We start from the raw sequence: 20,447 nt of genomic DNA, 5'->3' as shown, positions 1-20,447 counted from the left end.
CGCAACGGCTTATGCACCAAAAAGGTGCAAAACATCTATTTTGCACCGTGATAGTTCCCCAGCGCGGCGCGTTATCCCCTTCCCTCAATCGCCGTAGACATTAAAATCGAAGTACTTTTTGGCCATTTTGTCGTAAGTCCCGTCCTGGCGCAGTTCGATCAGCGCTTTATCAAACGCGGCTTTTAGCTCGGTATCGTCTTTGCGCAGCCCAACCCCCGTCCCGTCGCCAAAATATTTTTTATCCTTCACGGAAGGACCGGCAAACGCATACTCTTTGCCCGCTGGCTGCTTCAGGAAACCTTCGCTGGCGGCGACTTCATCCTGTAATGCGGCATCCAGACGACCGGCGGTTAAATCGGAATAGATAAGATCCTGGTTGGCATAAGCCACCACATCCACACCTTTTGTGCGCCAGTTATCATTGGCGTAAGCCTCTTGCGTGGACCCTTGCAGCACGCCGACATGCTTTCCTTTCAGCGATTCCAGCTTCGGCTGAATGGGAGACCCTTTTGCCGCAATCAGGCGTGAATCCGCCGCGTAAAGTTTGTCGGAAAACGCAATTTCTTGCTGGCGTTTATCGGTAATAGAGAGCGATGAAATAATGGCATCAATTTTTTTCGCTTTTAGTGAGGGAATAAGCGCATCAAAGTCGCTGGCGACCCAGGTACATTTCACCTGCATACGCTTACACATTTCATTACCGAGATCGATATCAAAGCCAATAAACTCGCCTTTGGCATCTTTTGATGAGAAAGGCGCGTAGGTGGTATCTGTTCCAATACGAACCGTTTGCGGGAGCGCGGCGTAACTAGCCGCCGTCGCGCCCAGACCTATCAGCAAAGACAAAGCGAGAACGGTCTTCTTCATACATACCCCTCAAGTGGCGTCATTTTCTTATGTTTTACGTGGTGTTGTGTGTTTGCAGACTTTTTCATGCAGGTCTTATGCCATTTTCACGTCAGCAAAACGATTCGACGTTAAATTTGTTAATAAAACGTTGCAATATTGTCCTGATGTTGAAGATAGCAGGTATGACGGTTGAACCGCAGCGTTTCGGCGGCTTTTAACGAATTAAATGTTGAGGATATGATCGCGGTTACAAAATTGCCCTGAAACAGGGCAACAGGGACAATAATGCACGCTAAACAGACAACGCTATGCGCCCTGCCAGCGAACAAAAAGATCGTGCGGAAGGGGGATGTCAAACTGATCCAGTACTCGGTTAACCATTTGATTTATAACATCATCTAACGTCTGAGGAAGATGATAAAAAGCCGGAACCGGCGGCATAATCACCGCGCCTATCTCAGCGGCCTGGGTCATTAAACGCAAATGCCCGATATGCAGCGGCGTTTCACGCACACACAGCACCAGAGGTCGCCGCTCTTTTAATATCACATCCGCCGCGCGGGTAAGCAGTCCGTCAGTATAACTGTGGACAATCCCCGACAGCGTTTTAATCGAACAGGGCAAGATAACCATTCCCGCCGTCGGGTAAGAGCCCGAGGAAATGCTGGCGGCAATGTCGCGCGCATCGTGCGTCACATCGGCCAGCGCCTGCACCTCGCGCAGCGAAAAATGGGTCTCCAGCGCCAGCGTTTGCCGGGCCGCCTGGCTCATCACCAGATGCGTTTCCACGCTATCGACATCGCGCAAAATTTGTAATAAGCGCACGCCATAAATCGCTCCGCTGGCGCCGCTAATTCCTACAATGAGTCGTTTCATGTTCTCTTACCGTTTACGAGCGCCGTTCATCCCACTGTGTTACGTAATCGGCTCAAAGTGGGTCTGAAGAGATACCATGACAAAAGAATCCCTATCATAAAAGCCAGCTCAACCAACATTATCACTACCCCTTGCTCACTAAACCAGGTGCCGACCATAATGGCAAAATTGGTGATAATGACAAATCGGGCCGTCCAGGGGAAAAGCGGCGATCGATAGCGTAGCAAATCGCTGGCGTACGTTCCATTACGCACCGATTGTCGGAAACGATACTGGCACCATCCGATGGTTATCCATGCCAGGCAACCCACCTGCCCGGTACTGGCGATCAGATATAAATAAAATTGCTGTGCGGGAATATAGCGGGTCAGCAACGACACTAACGCCAACAAGGCCGTGATTAAAATAGCATACACCGGCACGCCGCCGCCGTTCGTTTTACCAAAGCAGGCTGGCGCAAAGCGATCGCCCGCCATAGACCACAGCATACGCGAACTGGCGTAAATGGCCGAGTTAGCGGCAGAAACCGCGGCGGAAAAGATCACCAGCGTCATCAGCGTATCCGCCCCCGGAATGCCCGCGTGGGAGAATACCCATACAAAGGGACTTTGTCCATTTGGCGTCAGTTCATGCGGATAGACCAGCGCCAGCACCGCAATCGCCAGGCCGTAAAACAAAATGATTCTGAGACCGATCCCCAGGATCACTTTCGGTAAAATAATGTGCGGCGATTCGGTCTCCCCTGCCGCATTTCCGACCAGTTCCACCCCCTGGAAGGAGTAAATCACGATCGTCATACAGACCACAATTTGCTCCCAACCGTGGGGAAACCACATTCCGTCTATTTTTAACGTCGGGTGCCAGTCACTATTGCCCATTAGCGAGTAGATCATGACCCCGCCCGCGCAGATAAACAGCACGATCGCGAAGACCTTAATGGCCGAAAGCCAGTATTCGCATTCGCCAAAACTTTTTGCGGAGGTGAGATTGATAGCCGTCAGGATGAGCAGAATCGCCAGGCAGAACATATATACCGGAACCGCGGGGAAAAACTGGTGAGCAATAAACCCTGCGGCAGTGAGGTCGGCTGCCAAGGAAAAGACCCAGCTAAACCAGTAAAGCCAGCCAATGGTATAGCTCCAGCAAGGTGACGGCATAAACATCAGCGCGTAATGTTGAAATGAACCGGAGTGAGGAAAAGCGCATGATAATTCGCCAAGACACATCATCGTCGCCAGCATAATGGTTCCGGCAAACAGATAGGCCAGTAAGGTTCCCGCCGGCCCGACGCTGCTTAACGGTTCGGCAATGCCGATAAATAAGCCGGTGCCAATCGTGCCGCCCAGCGACATCATCAGCAGGTGCCGCTTCTTCAGGTTACGCCGCAGACCGCCTTCAGGCTCTGCTGGCGGAGATTGTTGCAGGGTATCCATCGTTACTCCCTGTCTTTCGTGAGGTCAAAGATGCCGCCGCGACATAGCCGCGGCGGTTATGCGTTAACGCGTAAACCTCCAGGCGACGCCTTTGGTCTGGCAGGCCATTAACAGGCCCGTATAATCCAGCTCAAAGCGAACCACATCGCCTACTTTTAGCGACTGACGACAATCTTCAATATCCACCAGCGTATGATCGCTGGTTTGTCCTAAGATAGTGATAGCGTCGTCGCATGGCACACAGTTATCCGACGGCACATCCTGGCGACCAAACGCCAGCAATGCGCGTCGGCGTATGCCACGATCGACAAAGGTTTTACTTTGCAAAAAGGCATCGACGCCCAGCTCCCCGACCGGGACGGTAGGTTTACTGTTCAGTTCGATGATTTCCGCTTCCAGGATATACATATCGGAACAGGCTTTATCGACCGGTTTTGCGGAGTGGTGAAATTCATTCAGGTATTTCATGTCCACATATTCAATGCCGAATTCATGCAGTCCGCCGATGCGCAGATGATTCAGTCCCTGCGGCCAGATACCTTTATCCAGCAGGTGATAGCTGGTGCAGTTTCCCGCAGAAAGCCGCCGGACAGGAATACCGCTGTCAGCTTCCAGCCGGGCGGCCAGCGCCAGAAAATCCTCGCCATTTTTTACCGTTGGCAACACGGTGCCGTAACAATTAAAGTTGGTGCCCAGTCCATATAATTCCAGACCGGGCAGACCAGTAATCAGAGTCACGGTCTCAAGAATGCGTTGATATTCACCAAACCAGATACCCTCGCGTAAATCGCCCATATCCACCATCAGTAATACCTGATGCGTTTTCCCCTGGCGTTGGGCTTCTTGCGATAATGCCCGTAATACCACCGGCTCGCTATTTAAACTAATATCCGCGTAGCGCACCACATCTTCGATTTCACTCAGACACGGGCTGCGTAACAGGCAGGTCGTACATCCTGTCTCGCGTATTTTTTTCAAATTATAGGTTCGTGATTCAGCGATAACGGTAATTCCGCCGTTGAACACCGCCTGCGCGGTTTCCACACAGCCGTCAAAAACTTTATTGACAGCCATCACGTCAATACCGCTGCTTGCCAGCAGAGCTTTTTCCGTGCGGGCGTTTTCTTCCAGCTTGCGTAGATTTATTTCCAGAACTGGCATATACATTTTATTTTCCTCCCGCCATGCTTAAACGGGCATTACGTTTCTGCGCCCGATGGTAAATGTACTCCGCGACGACAACCGCCAGCACGGCTCCGCCAATAATTTTCCCGGCGTACTGGAAATATCCGCCCATATCAATTTGAGAAGGCGGAATAAATAACAGCGCAACGGCAAAGGCGATAGAAAGAAAGCCCAGCGCGGGTAAAATAGCCGGTAAAACCTTGCCCGGAATTTTAAAACTTCTTGGCGTATCCGGCTGAGTCTTACGTAAACGCCAGAACGCCGGGAACATCACCAGGTAAGGAATAAAATAGGTGATGGTCGTTAGCGCCGTTAACATCCAGTAAGCCGCCGCAACGCTTGGCGAAATAAAAGTCGAAAAACACAGGACCGTGACAATAATCGCCTGTACAGTCAAGGCAAAGGCGGGCGTTTTCCACACCGGATGTAATTTGCCGATTCGGTCCCCCAGCAGATTATCTTCACGCGAGGCTTCCTGGAGCATATAAATCGGCCCCACCAGCCAGGAGTTAATCTGCCCGAGAGCGCCAAAAAACATACAGATGGCCATAACAGGAATTAACCACGGCATATGCAGCGTATCCGCAGCAGCATGCATAGCCTGCATGACGCCTGCCACAATGTCGGTTTTCCCGGCGGGTAAAAGCGTATTTAGCGCCTAGGTGCCGACCATATAGATCCCGACGATAACGGCGGCGGAGACGGCCATCGCTCGCGGAAAATCACGCTGTGGATTACGGGTACGCCCGGCAATCATCGGGGCGACCTCCAGTCCGGCAAACGCAAACATCATGCTGGATAAGAAAACGATCGTATCCCAGTGTCCGAGATCCGGAATCCAGTTTTTCGCTGTAGTGTAGTCCGTCTGCATCTGGTGTCCGGTACATAGCCATACTACCGCCAGCAAAATGAGGATGGCGGAGGGAATAAATACGCCGCACCAGGCGCTGATGCTATTAATAATTTTTGTCCATTCCATCCCGCGGATATTCATCAGCGTTAATAGCCAGAAAATTACCGCGGAACCAATACCGATAAACGCTTTATTTTCCGCCAGGCCGCCGCCGATCATATAGCCCAACGCGGTAAAGCCGAATTGCAGCATTAATGGGAAAAACAGTACGCAGGAAAAGAGAAAACAAACCACGACAATCCATGCAATACGTTTACCAAATGCCTCTTTAATCCAGACAAATATCCCGCCATCTTTCGGCCAGCCGGTTGACAGCTCGCCGCATACCATCGCTAAAGGAAAAAACAAGCAGAATGCGGCGATCACCCATAACAACATGGCCGATGCCCCGTAAGGCGCCACGTTAGGGATTTGCCGCAAACTCAGAATAGCGATGACATTCATAAAGACAATGTCTTTGATGCCAAGTAAGCCAGAATTCGTGTTACTCATGGCCATCTCCTGTTATGCATTCAGGCATCACTGCCCTCTTCTTATCATCTGACGACGGGCTTCAGCATGAAACTGAAGCCCAAAACAGTATTAATAAATGTCGTACTTGACCATATCTTCGTAACTGTCTTCCCGACGAATCAGACGCGTCTCACCATTTTTATCGATCATCACCACCCCCGTGCGCGGACGGTTGTTATAAACGGTTTGACTTTCAATGGTGTATGCCCCGGCATCAAGAAACGCGACAATATCGCCAACATGAGTCTCCTTCGGCAGTAAAAACTCTTCGCCTTTCACCCCCATGTGGAAATAATCTCCGCCATCACACAGCGGCCCGGCTAATTTTACCCAGGCGTCGTGCGCTGCCGTCATGCGAGAGGCGTTATAGAAATAAAAGAACCAGTCAAAATGCTGGCTGTCAGAGAGTACGCTGTAACCAGCGTCGACAAATTTCCATTCAACGTGGCATTCCACATTGCCGTTAAGATCGTAATTTGTTTTACGTTTTTCGCAGGAGACTTCCGTCAGTAAAACTGCCGCCGACCCGGTCACTTTACGTCCCGGTTCAATACATATTTCCACATCGGTACGCCATTTATGCACTTCGCGAATGACCGCATCGGCAAAATCCTGGGCGGTAATACCGGCATACATATTATCTTTTAACGGGTCGCCATTCTCGTCGTCATATTTATAGGGAACCGGAATTCCGCCGCCCACGTTAATCAAATCAAATTTAATACCGAGCACCTCTTCCAGACGACGGGATTCATCCACCAGCACTTTAGTCGCTTTTGCGAAAGGCTCTGACTCCGGCACCTGATCGCCTACATGCATATACAAGCCGCGTAAATGCACATAAGGCATCGCCAGAATGCGGCGGCAGGTTTCTTCCGCCTGTTCCAGGTCGAGACCCGACTTCGCATGGAAAGCGGTAACCAGTTCCGCATGCGTCGCCGAGGGAACATTCGGTTCTACGCGGACGCAAACATTGGCGACTTTCTTCAGCTTGCGAGAGATGGCATCAATATGTTCCAGCTCATACAGGCTATCAACATTAATAAGATACAGATCGTTAGCGATGGCATATTCCAGATCGGCAGGCTTTTTCACCACGCCGTTGAAGACTATCTGATCTCCGCGAAAGCCTATCTCCAGACACTTGCGAACCTCATATTGTGAGTTTGCCTCCGCGCAAATTCCGGCGTCACGAATGGCTTTCAATACCCCCATGACCGAGCAGGTTTTTGACGCAAAGAAGGTTTTGGTATTTTTATGCGCCGCAAATGCCTGCTGGATTTCATGAATGTTACGAATAATCTCCGGCTCAGAAAACACATAGAACGGCGTGGGGTACTGGCGCGCCAGTGCGTCCAGATCGACCCCTTCAAAACACAAATGACCGTCTTTGTGCTGGAAACGGCGATCGCCGTTGATTACCTGCTCACGTAGCTGGTTGTAATTCTGCATAATCGAGTCAGTCATAACGCCCTCTGCTTAATGTTTATGGTAAAAATACGCATTCTTTACAGGGATAAAGCAAAAGGCATGCCACTATTTTTTATCAAAATAATCAATTACTTATAAAAATAATCAATTACTTATAAAAATAATCAATTACTTATAAAAATAAGCTATTTCTCATTTTCGTCATTGAGTTTGCTATTCATCACAACGACGAAAATTCGTCACTTTTATAATGGCAACATGAACAATAGATATGAGGAATGCATGTATGGCATCCACCAATCAGGAACTGGCCTCGGCGCTCAGGATGTTTTCCCGCTTTTTCGATTTGATTCATCAGACGTTGGCCGTCATTAATGAGCGTGGTGAATACGTTTACTACAATCAGGAAAGCGCGGATCTGGACGGCTACAGCATTGAACGGGCAATGGGAAAACATATGCTGGATGTCTATCCGGGCATGAAAGAGACGCAAAGTACGATGCTTTCATCGTTAAAAAAAGGCGTGGAATACATTGGCCATTATCAAATTTATTACAATGCGCGAGGCCAGGCCGTTGACTATCAGCACACCACCGCACCGCTCTATGCAAGCGATGGCGGCATGGGCGGCGTTATCGAAATCGGCAGGAATATGTCCGGCGTCAGGCGGCTCCAGGAGCAGGTGGTAGAACTGAACCAACTGCTGTATGCCGATCGCCATGAGAAGCACCATGCCATTATTACCGAAAACCCGGAAATGCTCAGTAATATCGCCAAAGCCAAACGGCTGGCCGCCAGTAATATTCCGGTGACGATTGTCGGGGAGACGGGTACGGGTAAGGAGCTATTTTCCCGCCTGATACATCAATGCAGCAAGCGGGCGAATAAGCCATTTATCGCCCTGAACTGCGGCGCTCTACCGCCTACGCTTATCGAAAGTACGCTTTTCGGCACCGTGCGCGGCGCCTATACCGGCGCGGAAAATAGCCAGGGCTATCTGGAACTGGCAAACGGGGGAACGCTCTTTCTTGATGAGCTGAACGCCATGCCGATAGAAATGCAAAGTAAGCTGCTGCGATTCTTGCAGGATAAAACCTTCTGGCGGCTCGGCGGACAACAGCAACTCCACTCTGATGTCAGGATCGTTGCCGCCATGAACGAAGCGCCCGTCAAATTAATTCAACAAGAACGCCTGCGGGCGGATCTTTTTTATCGGTTGAGCGTCGGAATGTTGACGTTACCGCCGCTGCGCGCCCGCCCGGAAGATATTCCCTTACTGGCAAATTATTTTATTGATAAATACCGTAATGATGTGCCGCAGGACATTCACGGACTAAGCGAGACGGCGCGTGCTGATCTGCTCAATCACGCCTGGCCGGGTAATGTCAGGATGCTGGAAAACGCGATTGTACGCAGCATGATCATGCAGGAAAAAGACGGGCTGCTGAAACACATCATTTTTGAACAGGACGAGTTAAATTTAGGCGTACCGGAAACCGCGCCGGAAAATCCCCTTCCCTCGTCACCCGATCCGCAGTATGAAGGGTCGCTGGAGGTACGGGTTGCTAACTACGAAAGGCATTTAATAGAAACCGCGCTGGATACGCATCAGGGGAATATTGCCGCCGCGGCCCGCAGCCTTAACGTATCGCGCACCACGTTACAGTACAAAGTACAAAAATACTCTATTCGCTTCGGCGTGGTGCGTAATTGACATCGGCCAGCGGCATTGCGCCGCTGGCAAAGCCATTAGCCTTCGTTATGCATTTCCAGGTTTTCCATTTCGTTCTGGAACAGCACCGCTTTGGCGTCGTCATTACGTAATGAATCCAGGAAGTCGAGGTATTGCTGGTCTACGTCTTTGGTGACATATACCCCGTTAAATACCGAACATTCAAACTGCTGGATATCCGGGTTTTCCGCGCGTACGGCTTCGATCAGATCGTTCAGATCCTGGAAGATAAGCCCGTCTGCGCCGATGATCTGCCGAATCTCATCCACCTCGCGACCATGCGCGATCAGCTCATTGGCGGTCGGCATATCAATGCCATAGACGTTGGGGAAACGAATTTCCGGCGCGGCGGACGCCAGATAAACCTTCTTCGCGCCGGCTTCCCGGGCCATCTCGATGATCTGCTCTGATGTGGTGCCACGCACGATGGAGTCATCCACCAGCAGGACGTTCTTATCGCGGAATTCCGCGCGATTAGCATTGAGCTTACGGCGCACGGATTTACGGCGTAGCTGTTGGCCCGGCATGATAAAGGTACGTCCCACGTAACGATTTTTGACAAATCCCTGGCGGTACGGCTTGCCGAGAATACGGGCAATTTCCAGTGCGATATCGCAGGAGGTTTCCGGGATAGGGATCACGACGTCGATGTCCAGATCTTCCCATTCACGAGCGATTTTTTCGCCAAGTTTGGTGCCCATATTCACACGAGCGCTGTAGACGGAGATTTTGTCGATAAAGGAGTCCGGGCGAGCAAAATAAACGTACTCGAACAGGCAGGGATTACTGACCGGGTTATCCGCGCACTGGCGCGTGAACAGTTGCCCCTTTTCGGTAATATAGATAGCTTCGCCCGGCGCGACATCGCGCAGAAACTCAAAGCCCAGCGTATCCAGCGCCACGCTTTCAGAAGCGACCATATACTCCGTACGACCATCGCCAACGTCACGCTTGCCCAGCACTAACGGGCGAATGCCGTGCGGATCGCGAAAAGCCACCATGCCGTGGCCGATAATCATCGCCACGCAGGCATAGGCGCCGCGGATTTGACGGTTAGTCGCGGCAATCGCGGCAAAAATATTGTCGGCTTCCAGCGGATAGTGACGGAAGTTGTCGAGCTCGCTGGCGAAAATATTGAGCAGGATTTCGGAATCGGAGGTGGTGTTGATATGGCGGCGCTTTTCTTCAAACAGCTTTTTACGTAGCTCATGCGCGTTAGTCAGATTGCCATTATGGGCCAACGTGATGCCATACGGCGAGTTAACATAAAAAGGTTGCGCTTCGGAAGCGCTGGAGCTGCCTGCGGTAGGGTAGCGCACATGGCCGATCCCCATGTTGCCCTGCAAACGCTGCATGTGGCGAGCTTCAAAAATATCGTTCACCAGCCCGTTTGCCTTACGCAAGCGGAAGCAGTTATTCGCATCAATGGTGATGATACCGGCAGCATCCTGACCACGATGCTGGAGCACTGTTAACGCGTCATAAATCGACTGGTTGACCGGCATAACACCGGCGATACCGACAAGACCGCACATACGTCATTTTCCTCGTTAAGCCACATCTCAGAACCTGTTACGTCCTGGGCAAGAAACTCGACGAGCTTTGCAGATAGTCAAAGAACCATCTGATGATGAAGCTGAACTGCGGGATGAGCTGCGATTTGCTCCAGTCTTCGCTTTTCGACAAGCCGGTAAAGGTATCAAGGAAGAACAGAATGGCGGCGACAATCAGCGCGCCTCGCAGTGCGCCGAAACAGATCCCCAACACCCGGTCAGTTCCCGACAGGCCGGTCTTCTCTACTAGCTGACCTATCACAAAATTCACGATAGCGCCGACGATAAGCGTCGCGATAAACAGTACCGCGATAGCAATCCCATTACGAACCAGTTCGTCTTCAAAGCCCGTAAACCAGACAGACAGGTAAGTGTAGTAGTGACTGGCGACAAAGAAAGCACAACCCCACGTCACCAGCGATAACGCTTCACGAACAAAGCCGCGGATCAGGCTAACCAGACAGGAAAAAGCAATCACCGCGATAATGGCGTAATCAATCCAGACCATAGATGTCCCACGATTTTACGCCCTGTCGTCCTGTTCGGGGCGCATTCTAACAGAAAAAGAAAACGTTTGCGTAGGGATTTCCTTCCCACGCGTAAATAAAAATGGCGCTGAAAAAATATTCAACGCCATCACACTTTTTATCTCTTCGGGCACGACCAGAAGAGCTGCCATCGGCCTGATAAGCTCAGGATACCAGGTTTATTCCTTCTGCCGGATGACGGCGTAAACGCCTTATCCAGCCTACAGAACTTCGGCTATTACCAGATGAACACCGTAGGCCTTAACGCTGCGCGCTCAGGCAAAACGCGCCTTAGTTCGGGCTATATCCCATCACCACGCCGCTTAACCCGGAAATCTGCTTGAGCTCGCCAAGCGATCCTTTCATCTTATCTTTCGACGCATCCGGCCCGACGAGAATACGGGTTATTTTACCCTGTACCGGCGTTGAGGGGGAAGTATAAACCCGGAACCCGGCGGAACGAAGCTTGCCGACTATCTCGTTGACTTTATCCGCGTTTTTCAGCGCGCCCAACTGTACGACATAGGCTTTGCCGGTCGGCGCAGGTTTATCGTCGGCGACTGGTTGCGGCGCGGGCGTCGGCGTGGAAGCGGCGACAACCGGCTGTTGCGGTTTAGGCTGCGGTTTCGGCTTTTCAACCGGCTTCGGTTTAGGCGTCTCCGCCGGTATCGGATCAAGCTCAACATTGTTAGACGCCATGCGCGACGGGTCCAGCGATGGCGCTGCCGCATCTCCCGCCCGCACCTCTTCAGCCGCCCCTTCCGGCGGCTGTGTCGGCAGCGCCTGCGTTGCGGCAGGCATCATATCCGGCTCATCACGGTCGCCAGGCTTCGGTACCAGTGGAATCGCAGCAAATTCATCCTGATAATGCTTTTTCTGTCCGTCCAGCAGACCGGGAAGCACAATAACCCCCAGCGCGACTAACACAATCGTGCCGACTAAACGATTCTGAAACTTACTCGCCACCGATTCTCCCCGCGTCTATCACTTCCATAACATGTGCGACGGTGTGGAATGATCCGCACACCAGCACGGTATCTTCTGGCTGCGCCGCGTCGATAGCGGCCTGCCATGCCTGCGCGACGCTATCATAGACATTCCCTTTCCCCAGATGTTCCAGAAGTTGTTCCGCCGTCGCGCCGCGCGGCCCCTCTAACGGAGCACAATACCAGTCGTCAACCACGCTTTTCAACCAGGCTAACGTGCCGGCGATATCTTTATCATGCAGCATACCAATCACCGCAAGCACGCGCCCGCGTTTCGGCAACATTTTCAGACGACCCGTCAGGTATTCCGCCGCGTGGGGATTATGGGCGACATCAAAGATAACGCGCGGCGACTCACTCACGATTTGAAAACGTCCCGGCAAGGTAGCCTGCGCAATACCGTCGCGAATCGCCTGCTCGTCAATGTTCAACCAGCTGGCGCGCAGCGCGGCCAGAGCGGTGGCGGCATTCGGCTGAGGAACCTGCGGCAACGGCAGTCCGGCAAGCGTGCCGTCACCATCGGTAAACGCCCAGTGGGTCGCTGTCACCTCATAACGCCAGTCAACGCCGCGACGCCGCAACAGCGCGCCGGTCTCCTGCGCGACATCCGCGATGGTTGTCGGCATTTCCGGTTCGCCGACGATAGCGGGTTTTTCCGCGCGAAAAATCCCGGCCTTCTCGCGGCCGATACTTTCGCGATCCGGCCCCAGCCAGTCAGTATGGTCAAGCGCGATGCTGGTAATTACCGCTACATCGGCATCCACAATGTTCGTGGCGTCCAGGCGGCCGCCCAACCCGACCTCCAGAATCACCACGTCAAGGTTAGCCTGTTTAAACAGCCACAATGCCGACAACGTACCATATTCAAAATAGGTCAATGAAATATCGCCGCGCGCCGCTTCTATTTCCGCAAAGGACGCGGTATGCGCGGATTCCGCTAATTCTTTCCCCTGCACGCGCACGCGCTCGGTGTAACGTACCAGATGAGGCGAACTATAGACGCCCACACGGTATCCCGCCGCGATTAACACCGACTCCAGCGTTCGACAGGTCGTACCTTTACCGTTGGTTCCCGCCACGGTAAAAACGAACGGCGCAGGCTTGAGGATGTCCAGACGCGCTGCCACCTGGCTTACGCGCTCAAGGCCTAAATCGATACTCTTGCTGTGCAGGTTTTCCAGATAAGAAAGCCACGAGGCCAGGGGCGACGCAGCTTGAGGTATAGATTTGTTTTTCATTGATTCCGCTGCTTCTTTACGGTGAAAAGCAAAAGGGCAGAGCCTACGGCCCTGCCCTTTTCAGTTATCAGGCCTCAGACTCCTGATCCGGCGCCGGAGGCACCACCACGCCTTCACGCGGGGCGTCCGGGTTCGGCGCGGGCAGATTCATCAGCTTCGCCAGAATGCTCGCCAGCTTCAGGCGCATTTCCGGGCGGCGAACTATCATATCAATAGCGCCTTTTTCGATCAGGAACTCACTGCGCTGGAATCCCGGCGGGAGCTTCTCACGAACGGTTTGTTCGATAACGCGCGGGCCAGCGAAGCCAATGAGGGCTTTTGGCTCGGCGATGTTGAGATCGCCCAACATCGCAAAACTGGCGGAAACGCCGCCCATTGTCGGATCGGTCAATACCGAGATGTAGGGCAGACCACGTTCCTGCATTTTAGCCAGCGCCGCCGAGGTTTTCGCCATCTGCATCAGCGACATCAGCGCTTCTTGCATACGCGCGCCGCCGGAAGCAGAGAAACACACTAACGGACAGTTGTCTTCCAGCGCCTGTTCAACGGCGCGAACGAAGCGTGCGCCAACGACAGACCCCATTGAGCCGCCCATGAACGCGAATTCAAACGCGGCGGCGACAACCGGCATACCGTGAAGCGTCCCTTTCATGACCACCAGCGCGTCTTTCTCGCCGGTTTCTTTCTGCGCGGACGCCAGTCTGTCTTTATATTTTTTGGAGTCGCGGAACTTGAGCACGTCTTTTGGCTCCAGCTCGCTACCCAACTCCACAAGGGAACCTTCATCTAACAGGCTATGCAGGCGATTGCGCGCCGACATGCGCATATGATGGTCACACTTAGGACAGACCTCAAGATTACGTTCAAGCTCAGCGCGGTATAAAACCTGACCGCAGCTATCACACTTGGTCCACACCCCTTCAGGAATGCTAGCCTTGCGGGTGGGAGTAATGTTGCTTTTAATTCGTTCAATCCAGCTCATTGGTGACCTTTCTGCCTGAACCTTAGTCAGCTTTATTATAAGGGGCGCATAATGCCATTTTTGCCCCCAACAGACCATGAATGTTGCACATTAAAACATAACAGCCCGAAACTTTGGATAAAAAAGTGGTCGAACCGCTGAGTTACTTTCTATTTTGCGGCACGCGACGCAGCGCGCTTATGCCGGACAATCTCAATGACGCCAGGTAATATCGAAACCACGATAATCCCCACAATCAGCAGCTTAAGGTTATCCTGAATCAACGGTATCGTACCGAAGAAATAACCGGCGTAGGTAAAGAGCAGCACCCACAGCAGCGCGCCGATGACGTTATAGGCGGCAAAATGCCGATAGGACATGTGCCCCATCCCTGCCACAAACGGCGCAAAGGTTCTGACGATCGGCACGAAGCGAGCGAGAATGATAGTTTTACCGCCGTGTTTTTCATAAAACTGGTGGGTTTTATCCAGATAACTGCGGCGGAAAATTTTCGAATTCGGATTACTGAACAGTTTTTCGCCGAACAGTCGACCAATCGTGTAATTTACCGCATCGCCGACAATTGCGGCGATCAGCATTAACGCCACCATGACATGCACATTGAGATCGTTGGTTTCCAGCGAAGCCAGCGCCCCGGCGACAAACAGCAGCGAGTCACCCGGCAGGAACGGCGTGACGACCAGGCCGGTTTCACAAAACAGAATCAAAAACAAAATAGCGTACACCCAGACGCCGTACTCCGCGACCAGCTCCGCCAGATGCACATCGATGTGCAGAATAAAATCAATAATAAAGTAGATCAGGTCCATATTTGTCTTTGCCTTTCTACCCGACACGTTTCGGGTGTACGATTCGGATTAGTCCGCCAGAAATAGCGGGCCCATTGGCGGTTTTGGAAGGTCAAACCGGTCAGGGTAATCCACCGCAACCAAATATAGCCCCTCCGCCTTCGCCGTTGCCGCCGCCAGCGTTCTGTCCCTGGCCGCTAACAGCTCTGCGATCCAGCTCTCCGGCTGGTTGTGAGCGCCTACTTCCAGCAGGCTGCCGACAATATTCCTGACCATATGATGAACAAAGGCATTCGCTTTGATATCGACCACCACATAAGGGCCGTGGCGGGTAACGTTGATGTGCATCACATTACGCCACGGCGTGCGCGACTGGCACTGCACCGCGCGAAACGAGGTAAAATCATTTTCGCCAAGCAGACACTGCGCCGCGCGATGCATCCGCTCTGCATCCAGCGGCTCATAGTAATGCGTCACGCCTTTTGCTAATACCGCAGGACGCAGTCGATGATTATAGATGATATAGCGATAACGGCGAGCCGTAGCGCTAAATCGCGCGTGAAAATCATCCGGTACAGTTTTCACCCAGCGCACGGCAATGTCACCAGGCAAATTCGCATTTACCCCCAGCGTCCATGCCGCATCTTTGCGCAATGCGGTCGTTTCGAAATGGACAACCTGCCCAGTGCCGTGAACGCCGGCATCGGTGCGCCCGGCGCAGAACACGTTAATAGGTTCATTTGCCACCTGCGAGAGCGCTTTTTCCAGCTTTTCCTGCACGCTGCGCACTTCATTCTGACGCTGCCAGCCATAATACTTGCTGCCGTCGTACTCAATACCCAGCGCAATTTTATAGACCGGCGATGATTGCTGTCCGGACATCAGTACAGATACTCCTGCACCAGCTTCTCCGCAATTTTAACGGCCATCAGCGCGCCGCCGAAACGCACGTTGTCCGCCACTGACCAGAACTGAATTTGTTCCGGCATACCGTAATCATTATGCACACAGCCAATAGAGAGCTGTGGATTGCCGGAAGCGTCGCCCACCTGCGTCGGGTAATCCGTCTCTTCTGACAGTACGATATCTTCACCGCGGGAAAATGCCTCGCGCGCCTCTTCCGCCGCCAGCGGACGGAGCGCTTCAAAGCTCACCATCTGCGCATGGCCATAGAACACCGGTGACTGCACGACACTGGCGGAGATCATCACGCCATCGTCCTGCAAAATTTTACGCACTTCATCGACGATACGACGTTCCTGGCGCACGCTGCCTTCCCGATCCGGCAGCAGCGGCAGCATATTGAACGCCAACTGGCGGCCAAAGAAATCATCTTCATCAATCGGTATGCCGTTAAGCAGCTTCGCACTCTGTCCAGCCAGCGCATCGACCGCTTTTTTCCCCTGCGCGGACGCTGATAACATACTGGTGACGGCGATGCGCGACAGTCCCCCCTGATCGATTAACGGCTTGAGCGCCGCCAGCAGTTGACTGGTCAGACTATCGGCGACCGAAATCACGTTACGGTTACGGTAATCCGCCAGTACATACGGGTTAACTTCCGGCACGACCAGCGGCACATCAGGCTCCAGCGCGAACAGACCGCTGGAATCTATCACCAGGCAACCTGCATTAGTCGCGTCGTCTATCCAGGCAGCCGATGCCTCTGCGCCGGCAACGAAAAACGCCAACTGCGCCTGCGTCCAGTCAAAGTCCGCCGCATCCTGGACAATGACCGACTTGCCACCAAAACGGAGGTGCTCGCCCGCGCTTTCATGACGCGCCAACGCATAAATTTCACCGACCGGGAACTGGCGTTCAGCCAGTGTTTCAAGCAGGGCTTCGCCTACGGCGCCCGTTGCGCCCAGAATGGCAATGTTCCAGCCTTCAGACATGGTGATTTACTCCAGAAATACATAAGCGTCCCTGTCGCATTATTCGACAGGGAGCATTAAGAAGACATTAATGTGCCGGGTGATGAACAGCGTTAAAACCTAGCTTACACAGCAAGGCGGCTGCCGTTTCGTCGTCACACATCACGTATAAAGACGACCATTCACGGCGCTCAAGATAATTTTTACGCAATTTATCAAATTCACCCGGAATTCCAGCGACTTTACGCAGCGGCGCATCGTCGCGGCGCACATCATACACCAAATGCGCCAGTCTTTTCAGCGTCGGTTGATCCAGCGGGCCATGAAGCGTAATACGACCAAACTCAGGCGCAGGCAGTAATGTCTCCAGCGCGACATGCTGCTCGCGGCCAATAAACGCGCTATACGCCTCAAAGACCTGAGTGGTGCCGCGCGCTTTTCCTTCCAGCGTATAACCGGCAATATGCGACGTGCCGATATCCACGGCTTCCAGTAGCGCGACGTTAAGATCCGGTTCGCCCTCCCACACATCAAGCACCACGCTCAGCGGCTGCCCGGCATTAAGTCGCGCCAGCAACGCGGCGTTATCCACCACCGGACCGCGGCAGGCGTTAATGAGAATGGCGCCGGGTTTCAGTCGACGGATCAGCGTCTCATCGGCCAGATGCAGCGTTTTGTACGGTCCGTCTTTATAGAGCGGCGTATGGAAAGTCAGGACATCCGCTTCCTGCACCAGCTCATCCAGCGTACGAAAATCACCCTCGTCCCCGCGTGCGGCGCGTGGCGGATCGCACAGCAACGTGCGGATACCCAACGCTTCAAGCCTGGTCTGTAGCCGGCTTCCGACGTTACCCACGCCGACAATCCCTATAGTGCGATCGCGTAACGAAAAGCCGTCACGTTCGGCCAGCATCAACAGCGCGGAAAACACATACTCCACCACGGCGATAGCATTACAGCCGGGCGCGGCTGAAAAACCGATGCCCGCCTGCTTCAGCCATGCCTCATCCACATGATCGGTGCCTGCCGTAGCAGTACCAACGAAGTTAATCGGCGTGCCGCTCAGCAGCGATTCATTCACTTTCGTGACCGAACGCACCATTAACGCATCAGCATGGTTCAATTCTTCAACAGGGATCGGGCGACCCGGCACTGCCTTTACCTCACCCAGGCGGCTAAATAATTCGCGGGCGTAAGGCATATTTTCATCAACGAGAATTTTCACGACTGTCGTACCTGTTTGAGAACGAGAGTTAACTGGACAAGTGTGCCATAATCTGGCCGCCAGGCATATATTGCTCAGATTTATGGTTAAAGGATAATTAATTATGCATCCCATCTCCGGCGCCCCTGCACAGCCTCCAGGCGAAGGGCGTAATCCTCTTTCCGCTGCGAGCGAGCAGCCGCTTTCCATGCAACAGCGTACGGTACTGGAAAGGCTGATCACGCGCCTGATTTCACTGACCCAGCAGCAAAGCGCGGAAGTATGGGCCGGAATGAAACACGATCTGGGGATAAAAAATGACGCGCCGCTACTGTCGCGCCACTTCCCCGCCGCTGAACAGAATCTTACCCAGCGTCTGGGCGTAGCGCAGCAAAATCATGCCAATCGTCAGGTGCTTTCACAGCTAACAGAGCTGCTTGGCGTCGGGAGTAATCGTCAGGCCGTCAGCGATTTTATCCGTCAACAATACGGTCAAACCGCGCTTAGCCAGCTTACGCCCGATCAACTCAAAAACGTGCTGACGCTCCTGCAACAGGGGCAGCTTTCCATTCCGCAGCCGCAGCAACGTCCGGCAACGGATCGGCTATTATTGCCTGCTGAACATAATACGTTGAATCAGTTGGTGACGAAGCTGGCAGCCGCGACCGGCGAGTCAAACAAACTTATCTGGCAATCAATGCTGGAACTCTCCGGCGTGAAAAGCGGCGAGCTCATTCCGGCAAAGCAGTTTACCCATCTGGCGACATGGCTACAGGCGCGGCAGACGCTGTCACTACAACACGCGCCTACGCTACATACGCTTCAGGCTGCGTTAAAACAACCGCTTGAGCCGGACGAACTCACAGCGATCAAAGAGTATGCCCAGCACACTTATCAAATTCAGCCGCAAACGGTGCTGACCACCGCCCAGGTGCAGGATTTACTTAACCATATTTTCCTGCGTCGCGTAGAGCGGGAGACTGATGAGCTGGAACCGCTCTCTATTCAACCCATCTACCGCCCGTTTGCGCCGATGATTGAAACCGTGAAAAATCTGTCTGCGCGGCCAGGCCTGTTGTTTATCGCGCTAATAATTGTACTGGCGCTTTTCTGGCTGGTTTCTTAACCACGCCGGAGCGATAATATCGTCACCAGGATGCCAACCACAGCGGAGATCGCTCCCGCGAGGAATACGGAAGGATAGCCGCATGACGTGGCCAGCATGCCCGCCAGCGGGCCGGTAACGCCGTAGGAGATATCCTGAAACGCGGCGTAGCCGCCGAGCGCCGTACCGCGTACCTGTGCAGGTACGCGTTTCACAACCTCCACGCCCAGCGCCGGGAAAATCAGTGAACACCCTGCCCCGGTGAGCGGCGCGCCTACCAGCGCTATCCAGGCCGTCGGCGCCAGCCACAAGAGCAGCAACCCTGCCGTCTCAACCAACAATGAGACAACGGCGACCTTCACGCCGCCAAAGCGGTCCGGCATCCAACCGAACAATATGCGCATCAGTACAAACGCACCGCCAAACGCGGTCAGGGTGAATCCCGCCATCGTCCAGCCATTGCTGACAAAATAAAGTGAAATAAACGTACCGATGACGGCAAAGCCCACGCCCTGCAATGCCAGGCCCAGGCCCGGTTTCCAGATAAGCCCGACCACGCTCCACAGTGAAGGTCGCTCCCCCGTATACGCAGGCACTTTACGCACGGTGCCGTTGAATGCCCAGGCCAGCAGCGGTAAAACCATCGTCGTCCCCGCCAGCGCCGCGAAGCCAAAGTGGCTATGGATCAGCAAGCCCAACGGCGCACCGGCCGCCAGCGCGCCGTAAATCGCCATCCCGTTCCACGACATCACCTTACCGGAACGCGTTGGGCCAACCAGCCCCAGTCCCCAGGTCAGGGCTCCGGTCAGCAGCTGGCTTTCGCCAAATCCGAGGATCAAACGCCCGACAATAAGCAGCGCGAATTTTATCGGCGCGGAAACCGGCAACAGCGCGGCCAGGAGCCAGGCGGCGCCCGCCAGCCCGCAGGCAAACATCCCCTGTAACGCCGATCGTTTAGCGCCATATTGATCCGCCAGTCGTCCGGCATAGCCGCGCGTCAGTACCGTCGCAAAAAACTGAATGCCCACGGCGATCCCAACCATCGTATTGCTATAGCCCAGTTCGTGATGAACAAAAAGCGGGATGACGGGTAACGGCAGGCCGACCGTCATATAGGTCAGGAAAACCGCAAAGGCGATGCGGAACAGCGAAAAATTCGCAGACGGGGTCGTTGTTTTTTGGCTAACTGCTGTCATGCATTACTCCAGAATGCAGAGTAAGGCGGGGAAAGGCCACGCCCCCCTCTACCTGAACGTCA

17 protein-coding genes and 1 pseudogene are annotated in these 20,447 nt (G+C 53.4%); 2 read left to right on the top strand and 16 right to left on the bottom strand.

Features of this window, described 5'->3' with window-relative positions; translation table 11 throughout:
• Positions 1 to 84 precede the first annotated feature (84 nt).
• The 6 genes and pseudogenes from argT to ACQ29O_RS06725 form a co-directional block, all read right to left on the bottom strand.
• Positions 85 to 867, bottom strand: coding sequence for a lysine/arginine/ornithine ABC transporter substrate-binding protein ArgT (argT, locus tag ACQ29O_RS06750; RefSeq protein ID WP_000754420.1), 783 nt, complete (start codon positions 865 to 867; stop codon positions 85 to 87).
• A 288-nt stretch (positions 868 to 1,155) separates the two neighbouring features.
• On the bottom strand, positions 1,156 to 1,725 hold the full coding sequence (locus ACQ29O_RS06745) for a UbiX family flavin prenyltransferase (RefSeq protein ID WP_020936872.1): 570 nt from the start codon (positions 1,723 to 1,725) through the stop codon (positions 1,156 to 1,158).
• Positions 1,726 to 1,751: 26 nt separating this feature from the next.
• Positions 1,752 to 3,158, bottom strand: coding sequence for an amino acid permease (locus ACQ29O_RS06740; protein WP_000380359.1), 1,407 nt, complete (start codon positions 3,156 to 3,158; stop codon positions 1,752 to 1,754).
• A 63-nt stretch (positions 3,159 to 3,221) separates the two neighbouring features.
• On the bottom strand, positions 3,222 to 4,325 hold the full coding sequence (locus ACQ29O_RS06735) for an alanine/ornithine racemase family PLP-dependent enzyme (protein WP_000281907.1): 1,104 nt from the start codon (positions 4,323 to 4,325) through the stop codon (positions 3,222 to 3,224).
• Between the two features lies 1 nt (position 4,326).
• Positions 4,327 to 5,748 (bottom strand): annotated as a pseudogene (locus ACQ29O_RS06730) (APC family permease).
• A 90-nt stretch (positions 5,749 to 5,838) separates the two neighbouring features.
• Positions 5,839 to 7,236 (bottom strand): diaminopimelate decarboxylase family protein, encoded by a 1,398-nt coding sequence (locus ACQ29O_RS06725; RefSeq protein ID WP_000132312.1) that lies wholly within the window; start codon positions 7,234 to 7,236, stop codon positions 5,839 to 5,841.
• Positions 7,237 to 7,486: 250 nt separating this feature from the next.
• Between ACQ29O_RS06725 and ACQ29O_RS06720 the strand changes: the two genes are divergently transcribed.
• Positions 7,487 to 8,914: a sigma-54 interaction domain-containing protein gene (locus ACQ29O_RS06720; RefSeq protein WP_020936871.1), complete on the top strand. Its 1,428-nt coding sequence runs from the start codon at positions 7,487 to 7,489 to the stop codon at positions 8,912 to 8,914.
• 35 nt (positions 8,915 to 8,949) lie between these two features.
• Here the strand turns inward: ACQ29O_RS06720 and purF are convergent, their stop codons facing one another.
• From purF to pdxB, 9 genes are all read right to left on the bottom strand, one after another.
• Positions 8,950 to 10,467, bottom strand: a complete 1,518-nt coding sequence (gene purF / locus ACQ29O_RS06715; protein ID WP_000334524.1) for an amidophosphoribosyltransferase — start codon at positions 10,465 to 10,467, stop codon at positions 8,950 to 8,952.
• 37 nt (positions 10,468 to 10,504) lie between these two features.
• Positions 10,505 to 10,993 carry a colicin V production protein gene (gene cvpA / locus ACQ29O_RS06710; protein ID WP_000262102.1) on the bottom strand — a complete coding sequence of 163 codons (489 nt, stop codon included), beginning with the start codon at positions 10,991 to 10,993 and terminating at the stop codon, positions 10,505 to 10,507.
• A gap of 310 nt (positions 10,994 to 11,303) precedes the next feature.
• Complete coding sequence (gene dedD / locus ACQ29O_RS06705) at positions 11,304 to 11,978, bottom strand: cell division protein DedD (RefSeq protein ID WP_000157031.1); 675 nt, start codon at positions 11,976 to 11,978, stop codon at positions 11,304 to 11,306.
• The gene (gene folC / locus ACQ29O_RS06700) at positions 11,968 to 13,236 is read right to left on the bottom strand and encodes a bifunctional tetrahydrofolate synthase/dihydrofolate synthase (protein ID WP_000792284.1); all 1,269 of its coding nucleotides are present in this window, start codon (positions 13,234 to 13,236) and stop codon (positions 11,968 to 11,970) included. The genes dedD and folC overlap by 11 nt, the downstream gene beginning before the upstream one ends.
• Before the next feature lie 67 nt (positions 13,237 to 13,303).
• Positions 13,304 to 14,218: an acetyl-CoA carboxylase, carboxyltransferase subunit beta gene (accD, locus tag ACQ29O_RS06695; RefSeq protein WP_000118383.1), complete on the bottom strand. Its 915-nt coding sequence runs from the start codon at positions 14,216 to 14,218 to the stop codon at positions 13,304 to 13,306.
• A 149-nt stretch (positions 14,219 to 14,367) separates the two neighbouring features.
• Entirely contained in the window at positions 14,368 to 15,027 is a 660-nt protein-coding gene (locus ACQ29O_RS06690) for a DedA family protein (RefSeq protein WP_000364318.1), read from the bottom strand.
• Between the two features lie 48 nt (positions 15,028 to 15,075).
• Complete coding sequence (gene truA / locus ACQ29O_RS06685; RefSeq protein ID WP_000016631.1) at positions 15,076 to 15,888, bottom strand: tRNA pseudouridine(38-40) synthase TruA; 813 nt, start codon at positions 15,886 to 15,888, stop codon at positions 15,076 to 15,078.
• Entirely contained in the window at positions 15,888 to 16,901 is a 1,014-nt protein-coding gene (locus ACQ29O_RS06680) for an aspartate-semialdehyde dehydrogenase (protein ID WP_020936869.1), read from the bottom strand. The genes truA and ACQ29O_RS06680 overlap by 1 nt, the downstream gene beginning before the upstream one ends.
• A gap of 67 nt (positions 16,902 to 16,968) precedes the next feature.
• Positions 16,969 to 18,105, bottom strand: a complete 1,137-nt coding sequence (gene pdxB / locus ACQ29O_RS06675) for a 4-phosphoerythronate dehydrogenase PdxB (protein ID WP_000699176.1) — start codon at positions 18,103 to 18,105, stop codon at positions 16,969 to 16,971.
• Between the two features lie 103 nt (positions 18,106 to 18,208).
• Here pdxB and flk point away from each other — a divergent pair, with 103 nt between their 5' ends.
• Entirely contained in the window at positions 18,209 to 19,210 is a 1,002-nt protein-coding gene (flk, locus tag ACQ29O_RS06670; protein WP_000553400.1) for a flagella biosynthesis regulator Flk, read from the top strand.
• On the opposite strand, the gene ACQ29O_RS06665 is transcribed toward flk, so the two are convergent.
• Positions 19,207 to 20,385: an MFS transporter gene (locus tag ACQ29O_RS06665; RefSeq protein WP_000127719.1), complete on the bottom strand. Its 1,179-nt coding sequence runs from the start codon at positions 20,383 to 20,385 to the stop codon at positions 19,207 to 19,209. The genes flk and ACQ29O_RS06665 overlap by 4 nt on opposite strands.
• Positions 20,386 to 20,447: the final 62 nt, after the last annotated feature.

Source organism: Salmonella sp. GDC200615, assembly GCF_050574145.1.
Taxonomy (GTDB): domain Bacteria; phylum Pseudomonadota; class Gammaproteobacteria; order Enterobacterales; family Enterobacteriaceae; genus Salmonella; species Salmonella enterica.
Note: the sequence above shows the minus strand (reverse complement) of the source record. Positions and strands in the feature narration are given on the sequence as shown.

Coding starts and splice junctions, on each gene's coding strand:
- argT (WP_000754420.1), bottom strand. CDS start 867: ATGAAGAAGACCGTTCTCGCTTTGTCTTTGCTGATAGGTCTGGGCGCG.
- ACQ29O_RS06665 (WP_000127719.1), bottom strand. CDS start 20,385: ATGACAGCAGTTAGCCAAAAAACAACGACCCCGTCTGCGAATTTTTCG.
- ACQ29O_RS06740 (WP_000380359.1), bottom strand. CDS start 3,158: ATGGATACCCTGCAACAATCTCCGCCAGCAGAGCCTGAAGGCGGTCTG.
- ACQ29O_RS06745 (WP_020936872.1), bottom strand. CDS start 1,725: ATGAAACGACTCATTGTAGGAATTAGCGGCGCCAGCGGAGCGATTTAT.
- cvpA (WP_000262102.1), bottom strand. CDS start 10,993: ATGGTCTGGATTGATTACGCCATTATCGCGGTGATTGCTTTTTCCTGT.
- folC (WP_000792284.1), bottom strand. CDS start 13,236: ATGAAAAACAAATCTATACCTCAAGCTGCGTCGCCCCTGGCCTCGTGG.
- purF (WP_000334524.1), bottom strand. CDS start 10,467: ATGTGCGGTCTTGTCGGTATCGCCGGTGTTATGCCGGTCAACCAGTCG.
- truA (WP_000016631.1), bottom strand. CDS start 15,888: ATGTCCGGACAGCAATCATCGCCGGTCTATAAAATTGCGCTGGGTATT.
- ACQ29O_RS06690 (WP_000364318.1), bottom strand. CDS start 15,027: ATGGACCTGATCTACTTTATTATTGATTTTATTCTGCACATCGATGTG.
- ACQ29O_RS06720 (WP_020936871.1), top strand. CDS start 7,487: ATGGCATCCACCAATCAGGAACTGGCCTCGGCGCTCAGGATGTTTTCC.
- flk (WP_000553400.1), top strand. CDS start 18,209: ATGCATCCCATCTCCGGCGCCCCTGCACAGCCTCCAGGCGAAGGGCGT.
- ACQ29O_RS06725 (WP_000132312.1), bottom strand. CDS start 7,236: ATGACTGACTCGATTATGCAGAATTACAACCAGCTACGTGAGCAGGTA.
- accD (WP_000118383.1), bottom strand. CDS start 14,218: ATGAGCTGGATTGAACGAATTAAAAGCAACATTACTCCCACCCGCAAG.
- ACQ29O_RS06680 (WP_020936869.1), bottom strand. CDS start 16,901: ATGTCTGAAGGCTGGAACATTGCCATTCTGGGCGCAACGGGCGCCGTA.
- ACQ29O_RS06735 (WP_000281907.1), bottom strand. CDS start 4,325: ATGTATATGCCAGTTCTGGAAATAAATCTACGCAAGCTGGAAGAAAAC.